This is a genomic window from Nocardia sp. NPDC051570 (assembly GCF_044454005.1).
GTDB lineage: Bacteria > Actinomycetota > Actinomycetes > Mycobacteriales > Mycobacteriaceae > Nocardia.
This window is the reverse complement of record NZ_JBITDI010000001.1, coordinates 760,531-767,736: the sequence shown is the minus strand read 5'-3', so window position 1 is coordinate 767,736 and position 7,206 is coordinate 760,531. Positions and strand designations below refer to the sequence as shown.

The following is a 7,206-nucleotide window of genomic DNA, read 5'->3' as shown; positions in this document are numbered from 1 at the left end:
AAGGGTGCCGGATGGTCACGCACGACGGTGCGATGCGGCGGAAGCGTCGCGGATTTCTGGAAGGGCCGGCCCTGCTGGTGCGGGGTTTCGGACTGGCCGGGCTCGGCATCGTCGAGGCGTTGCTGTCCGCATGGGTGATCGCCGTGGTGTCGCTGTGCTGCTGCCTCGGGCTCGGGATTCCCTTGGTGCCCAGTATGTTGGACGCGACGCGCCGAGAGGCGCAGGTGCAGCGCCGGCTGGCGCGCTCCTGGTGCGGGGTCCCGGTCGAGGCCGCCTACCTTCCGGAGTCGCAGACCCCGCAGCGGCCCCTGCGCCGGGCGGCCCGGATGCTGACCGACAGCGCGACCTGGCGCGATGTGCTGTGGGTGTTGATCAATCCGTATATCGGACCGATCATGGCGCTGTTGCCCGTCGTCTTTGTCGTGCACGGCATGTGGGGACTCCTGATGCCCTTCCTGTGGCGCACGATCACCGAGGACTGGGGCTGGAGTAATTCCTGGTACGAGTTCATCCCGCTCAACAGTCAGTTCGCCGCGAACCTGGCGGCGGGACTCGGCGCGGTCGAACTTCTGCTGGGACTGTTCGTCCTGCCCCGCCTGCTGCTGCGGGTGCACGGCGAATGGGTACGGCTCATCCTGGGCGCCACGCGGTCGGCGCTGGCCACTCGAGTCGATCAGCTCACCGATTCCCGGGCCGACGCGATGCGGATGCAGGCCAACGAATTACGCAGGATCGAACGCGATCTCCACGACGGCGCCCAGGCCAGGCTGGTCGCTCTGGGCATGACACTGTCGACCGCGCAGTCGCTGATCGATCAGCATCCCGATGCCGCGCGCGGCCTGCTCGCCGAGGCCAAGGACTCCTCGATCAAGGCCCTCAACGAGCTGCGCGATCTCGTGCACGGGGTGCATCCGCCCGTACTCGCCGATCGCGGCCTGTTCGATGCCGTGCGCACGCTCGCCCTGGAACTGCCGACGCCGGTTCAGGTCATCGGCTTCCTCCCGGAGCGGCTCCCCGCCCCGATCGAGTCCGCCGCCTACTTCGCGATCGCCGAATTGCTCACCAATGCGACCAAACATGCCGGCGCCACCACCGTGGAGGTCGTCATCTGGATGAGTGAGCAGACGCTGCACGCGGTGGTGCACGACAACGGGACCGGCGGCGCCGATGCCGCCAAGGGCAGTGGCCTGCAGGGCATTCGCCGTCGGCTGGCCGCCTTCGACGGGCGGCTGACCCTCACCAGCCCGATCGGCGGCCCTACCACGGCCGCGATCGAGATCACCCTCGATCCGGCCGACGTCGGTAGGACGACAGGCTAGTGGCCGGATCACGCCGGGCGTAGGAGCAGCAGACTGTGGCTCTGGGTGAGGATTTCGGAGTAGAGCTTCTTGAGCCGTTCGGCGGGAGCGAGCCCGAGTTCCTCGTCCAGCTTGGTACGCAACTGGTGGAACTGATCGAGCGCATCGCTCTGCCGGCCGACGCGATACAGCGCGAGCATCAGTTGTTCGTGGAACTGCTCGTTGAGCGGATGGTGTGTCACGAGTCTGCGCAGCTCGGCAACCGCCTGATGCTCCTCGCCGGTGGCGAGCAAGGCGTTGATGACGTTCGCCCAGACACCGAGTCGCCGCTCGTCGAGCAGGGCCGTGGCACTCTGACATCGTAGTCCGCCGTGGGTGTCGAGCAATGCCGGTCCGTGCCATAGTTGCAGCGCTTCCTGGAGCACGGCCAGCGCTCGCAGCGGATCGGTGTGGAGCAGGGCGGCGCCGCGCGCGGCGAGAGTAAGAAACCTGTTGCAGTCGATGGAGTCGCGCGGCACCTCGAGGAGGTAACCATTGTCGACCGAGCGCAATACGATGGCGTCGGAGGGTTCCCCGGCTTCCGCGAACACGCGCCGCAGTCTGCTGACATTCGCCTGGAGCGCGTTGCGGGCATTCCCCGGAGCCCCGCCGGCCCACAATTCCTCGATGAGGTCGTCTCTCGAAATCGCATGCCCCGCCTCGAGAGCCAGTACCGCAAGGAGGGTGCGCACCTTGCTTGCCTGAATCCGACGCCTGATACCGGTACTCGCACTGAGTGTGACAGTTCCGAGTAACTCGATATACACGATACTTCTCCCCTCTGTGGGTGCTCTCTATCGCCTGTCACGCAAGGCCATCGCAGGATCTTCTGCATCGGCTTCGTCTCGGCAAGGCAACCCCACAGGCATCATTCCATATGATAACGACCTCGGTATGTGAAGAACCACAACGGATTTCAGAAACGGACATGCTGCGGCGGTCAGTCGTTCGTCAGCCCGATATCAGTGCCCGGGCAGCGCGGCGGTCGAGGATGGATCAATGAGCAGTCCGTCGAGGTCCGAGCCAGTGGCGGCGGCGATCGAGGCATACGGTATCCGCAAGACTTACCAGGGCCGAGAGGTGCTGCACGGCATCGACTTACACGTCCGTCCGGGCACGGTTCTCGGCCTTCTCGGCCCCAATGGCGCGGGCAAGACCACCATGGTGCGCATCCTGAGCACCCTGCTCCGGGCCGACGGCGGCCGGGCGACCGTGGCCGGTTTCGATGTCGGCGCCCAGCCCGGCGAGGTGCGGCGGCGGATCGGGCTGTCGGGCCAGTACGCCGCGGTCGACGAGGAGCTGACCGGCCGGGAGAATCTGACTCTCATCGGCCGGCTGCACCATCTGGGTCGGCGGGCAGCTCGGGCCAGGGCCGACGAGCTACTGGAGCGTTTCGATCTGACCGATGCCGCGGCACGACCGCTGCGGACCTATTCCGGTGGTATGCGGCGGCGTCTGGATCTGGCCAGCACCCTGGTGGGCGATCCGGAGGTCATCTTCCTCGACGAGCCGACGACCGGTCTCGATCCGGCCAGCCGGCTTCGCCTCTGGGACATGGTCACAGAGCTGGTGGCCGACGGTGTCACGGTCCTGCTGACGACGCAGTATCTGGAGGAGGCGGATATGCTGGCCGACCGGATCTGCGTGATCGCCTCCGGCCGGATGGTCGCCGAGGGCACCGCGGACGAGCTCAAGCGCGGAGTGGGCTGGGAGCGCCTGCAGATCGCGGTCGCCGATCCGGCCGCCGTGCCCGTCGCGCTGTCCGTCTTGAGCGCGCTGTCGGTCGGCGAAGTGACCACCGACGATCGTAAGGGAGTGCTCAGCATCCAGCTGGACGACGGGCTGGCGGGCACCGCGGCGGCCGCGGCGGCCCTGCACGAGGCGGGTGTCGAGGTCGTCGACTTCGCCCATCGCATCCCGTCGCTCGACGACGCGTTCCTGCGGTTGACCACATGAGCCGGCGCCGAACCGATCTCGAATATCGCGGCGCCGAGGACGCGGAGATCGACTGTCTGGTGCTGTGGTCCCGGCCGGTCGACGACGAGCGCCTTCGCGCACTGCTGGACGAGGATGAACGCGCGCGGTACGCGCGACTCGTCCATCCCGAGGATCGGGCGAGATTCGTGACCGGCCGCGCGCTCGCCAAGACGACGATCGGCCGGCACCTCGGAATCCCACCGCGGGAGCTGCGCTTCGAGTCGCGGTGCCGGCACTGCGGTGGACCGCACGGAAAGCCTTGTGCACCGGGAATTCCCGTGAACTTCTCGCTGTCGCATTCGGGGGACCGCGTCGTCTTCTGCATGGCCGAGGGCGTGGAGACGGGTGTGGACGTCGAGCGAATCGTCGTCCGGGATTTCGAGCGGCTCGCACCGCGCGTGCTCTCCTCCGCGGAGATCTCGGAGTTCGAAACGATCGCCCCGGAAGAACGGATGCACGCCTACTACCGGTACTGGACTCGGAAAGAGGCGTTGCTCAAGGCTGTCGGCCGCGGGCTCGATTCGCCTATGCCGCAGATCACGGTAACCGGACCCGAGCAGTCGGCCGGATTGGTCGAGTGGAATGGGGAATTCGCGGAATCGGCATTCACTCTGGCGACTCTGTATCCGGGGCCGGGATATGCGGCCGCCCTCGCCATCGGGGGCGGCGGGAGAATCGCCGTGACGGAGCGTGTCGTCGGCGACCCCTGTTCGCTCGTCGCGTGATCATCGTTCAGTGGAACCAGGTGCCTGACGCGTCGTCCGGGTAGTGGGCCGCGTCCAGGTGGTAGGCCCCGTGTGCGTTTCGGATCAGGTAGCCGGTCCAGCCCGCGTTGATATTGCAGATGACGTCGTCACGGTTGCAGACCGAAAGGACCGGGAAGGCACCGAAGTTCGCGTCGGTGCCCACCAATGGCTCGCCGACGAGGAATGTGATCATGGTGGCGGCCAGGCCGGGGCCGCCGGGGCCGGGGGAGCGCTTCGGATCGGCCACCAGAACGGCGTCGGCATTGCGGACTCGCTGGTGCGCGCTCACCCAGGCATGGACCAATCCGGCGCCTTCGGAGTGGCCGATCAGTTTGATGTGGTCGTCGGGGCAGGCGCGCCTGTGCAGCCAGAACTGGCGGTTGATCTCACCCACCCCGGACATCGGCCGAAACGTGTTGTATTCGATGTGCTGATCGGCCACCATGTATCGCGAATCCTGGCGGCCGCCCCCGAACGATCCGAAGGTGAAGCCGCCGACGCCGAGCGACCATGAGCCCGCGCAGGTGACCGGCCCGGCCGCCGCCGGTTCGGCGGTGGCGGCCAGGGACCAGATGACGGCGGTGGCCGTGATGAGCGCGGCGATTCGCTTGAGCATGTGGTTGACGATCCTTCGGGAGCTGCGACTGTCTCGATGTGCCGATACGACAGTCGGGATCAGGCTATATCCAGCCCGTGATTTGCCAACTGTCCCAGCTGTTTTGATCTGGTTGGCTTCGCCGAGCGTCCCAGACGATCGGCGGCAGTCGGCATAGGGCAGAAACCTCCGTGTGCACTCCGGATGAACCTTCTGCCGAACTCTGAATGTCGGCTGATATCAAGCCCACACGCAGGGATCGGCACGCTCGACTGTACTGGGTACATGATGTGCGCGTACGACATGTAAGTCGGGCCTTAACTGCGTAAAGCGCGTGCTGGATATCGAATAACCGCTCATATCCCCCACAACGGACACGGCCCCGTACTGTCGCACCGAGCGGCATACCGGTAGTAGTCGAACAGCCGGGTCAATGCCGCGCCGCAGTCGGCGTCGCGGGGCTGGATCAGCATGGCGGCGTAATCCCTGACCAGGTTGTGGAACCGATAACGCTCGGGCACAACCTGTTCCAGCAGATGGACGTCGACGAGGGCCTCGAGGATCCGCTCGGCGGTGTCGACCGAGATATCGGCCAGCGCGGCGGTGGCGTAGGTGTCGAAGTCGCGGCCCGGATGCAATCCGAGCAGCCGGAATACGCGTTGCTGATCGGCTGGCAGGTCTTGAAAGCTGGCGGTGAGCGCGGCGGAGACGCTGCGCGATCCCGCGGACAGATGCTCGAGCCGGTGGCCGGGGTGGCGCAGCCGCTTGGTCAATCGATCGATGGGCCAGACCGGCCGCGCACGCAGTCGCCCGGCCGCGATGCGGATCGCCAGCGGCAGATAGCCACACAGCCGAACCGTCTCCTCGACCGCGCGGGGCTGCGCGAGCACGCGATTGTCGTTGACGATGGTGGTGAACAGCGCCGTGGCCTCCTCGCGGGAGAGCACGTCCAGGGACAGGGTCCGGGAGACTTCCAGTTCGACGAGCCGGCGCCGGCTGGTGATCAGGACCAGACAGTCGGAGGTGCCGGGGAGCAGCGGCCGGACCTGATCGGCGTCGGCCGCGTTGTCCAGGACGAGCAGCACCGAACGGGACGCGATCCTGGTGCGCCACAGCGCCGCCCGGGCGTCCAGATCCGGCGGTATCGACTCACCCGGCACTCCGACGGCGCGTAACAGCTTGTCCAGCGCCGTCATCGGGTCCAGCGGCCCGCCGTGGGCGGCGTATCCGTGCAGATCGATGTAGAGCTGGGCGTCGGGATAGCGGCCGCCGAGCCGATGGGCCGCATGAATCGCCAACGTTGTCTTACCGACTCCGGCCATACCGTCGATGGCCGCGATCGAGACGGTCAAATGCGCCGTCTTCGGCGGTATATCGGCGAGCAGACGGCGCAATTCGGCTGCGCGACCGGTGAAGTCCGCGATATCGCCGGGCAGCTGGTTGCGGCTCGGCAACACCTCCGCCCGTATCTCGGCCGCCTGGACGGGCGGGTCGGACGACTCGTGGTCGATGAAATCGTCTCCGCCAGGGGCGGATTCATGGCGACCGGTAGGTACCATCGAGGCCGCGTCGAACGGCGGTTCGATCTCATCGCGCAGGATCCGCCGATGCAGTTCGCGCAGTTCACGTCCCGGCTCGATACCCACTTCGTCGGCCAGGCGGCGCTGGGCGTCCTGGAAGACCATCAATGCCTCGGCCTGGCGGCCGCCGTGGTAGAGACCGAGCATCAGCAGCGTCCGGAATCGTTCCTGCAGTGGGTAGGACGCGACCAGGGGAGCGAGTTCGGCGATTGCCTCGGCGTATCGGCCGCGGGCGAGTGTGATTGCGGCGCGGTGCTCGAGCGCCGTCAGATATCGCTCCTGCAGTCTACGGCGTTCGGCCTCGACGATGGGTCCGGCCAGGCCGCTGAATGGTTCACCCCGCCACAGTGCCAAGGCGGCATCGATATGTGCGGCCGCTGCGGCGAGATCGCTGTCGTGCCGGCACTGTTCGGCATCCGCGACACGCCGATTGAAGGCGACATAATCCAATAATGATGGGTCACCGTGTAGCACATATCCCGTCTCCGACCACACCAGAGCGGATTCCGAGACATTACACACGCGGCGCAGCGCCAGGGCCCGGCGAAGACGGCTGACGTAGGTCTGTACGCCATTGCGCGCGTCACCCGGTGGGTGTTCGCCCCAGACCCCGTCGATGATGGCATTCACTGTTACCGGCCGGTTCATCTCCAGCAGCAGCGCTACGAGTACCGCTTGTTGTTTCGCTGGGCCCAACTCGATTTCGCGGTCATCGCGCCATGCCGTGAACGAACCGAGCACGCCGTATCTGATCTGTGGTTGCGCCATGGACAAAGCCCTCCTGAACCATGTGCTGCCCAGTAATGAGCATAGGCCGCACGAGTCTCGTCCCACCCGGGAACGCCCGGTCTCCTTGCGTGACCAGCCATTTGCGCGCAAGTACAGCCGGAGTTATGCAGGCTGGGACATCCTGATCAAGTGTGCTGTGACATGATTCGGGGGCCGCGATTTCTGGTTCAATCGAAAACGCC

The 7,206-nt window shown here is 66.3% G+C and carries 6 protein-coding genes; 3 read left to right on the top strand and 3 right to left on the bottom strand.

Annotation, left to right across the window (positions count from 1 at the left end):
* Positions 1-11: 11 nt before the first annotated feature.
* A complete protein-coding gene (locus tag ACIA76_RS03320) occupies positions 12-1,319 on the top strand; it encodes a sensor histidine kinase (RefSeq protein ID WP_397147841.1) in 1,308 nt (435 codons plus the stop codon).
* Between the two features lie 8 nt (positions 1,320-1,327).
* On the opposite strand, the gene ACIA76_RS03315 is transcribed toward ACIA76_RS03320, so the two are convergent.
* On the bottom strand, positions 1,328-2,029 hold the full coding sequence (locus tag ACIA76_RS03315) for a BTAD domain-containing putative transcriptional regulator (RefSeq protein WP_397147839.1): 702 nt from the start codon (positions 2,027-2,029) through the stop codon (positions 1,328-1,330).
* Positions 2,030-2,336: 307 nt separating this feature from the next.
* Here ACIA76_RS03315 and ACIA76_RS03310 point away from each other — a divergent pair, with 307 nt between their 5' ends.
* Together ACIA76_RS03310 and ACIA76_RS03305 are read left to right on the top strand one after the other, a co-directional pair.
* Positions 2,337-3,293, top strand: coding sequence for an ATP-binding cassette domain-containing protein (locus ACIA76_RS03310; protein WP_397147837.1), 957 nt, complete (start codon positions 2,337-2,339; stop codon positions 3,291-3,293).
* Complete coding sequence (locus ACIA76_RS03305; protein WP_397147835.1) at positions 3,290-4,039, top strand: 4'-phosphopantetheinyl transferase family protein; 750 nt, start codon at positions 3,290-3,292, stop codon at positions 4,037-4,039. Before ACIA76_RS03310 ends, ACIA76_RS03305 begins: the two co-directional genes overlap by 4 nt.
* A gap of 7 nt (positions 4,040-4,046) precedes the next feature.
* On the opposite strand, the gene ACIA76_RS03300 is transcribed toward ACIA76_RS03305, so the two are convergent.
* Positions 4,047-4,676 (bottom strand): hypothetical protein, encoded by a 630-nt coding sequence (locus ACIA76_RS03300; RefSeq protein WP_397147833.1) that lies wholly within the window; start codon positions 4,674-4,676, stop codon positions 4,047-4,049.
* A gap of 335 nt (positions 4,677-5,011) precedes the next feature.
* A complete protein-coding gene (locus ACIA76_RS03295; RefSeq protein ID WP_397147831.1) occupies positions 5,012-7,003 on the bottom strand; it encodes an AfsR/SARP family transcriptional regulator in 1,992 nt (663 codons plus the stop codon).
* Between the last annotated feature and the right edge of the window lie 203 nt (positions 7,004-7,206).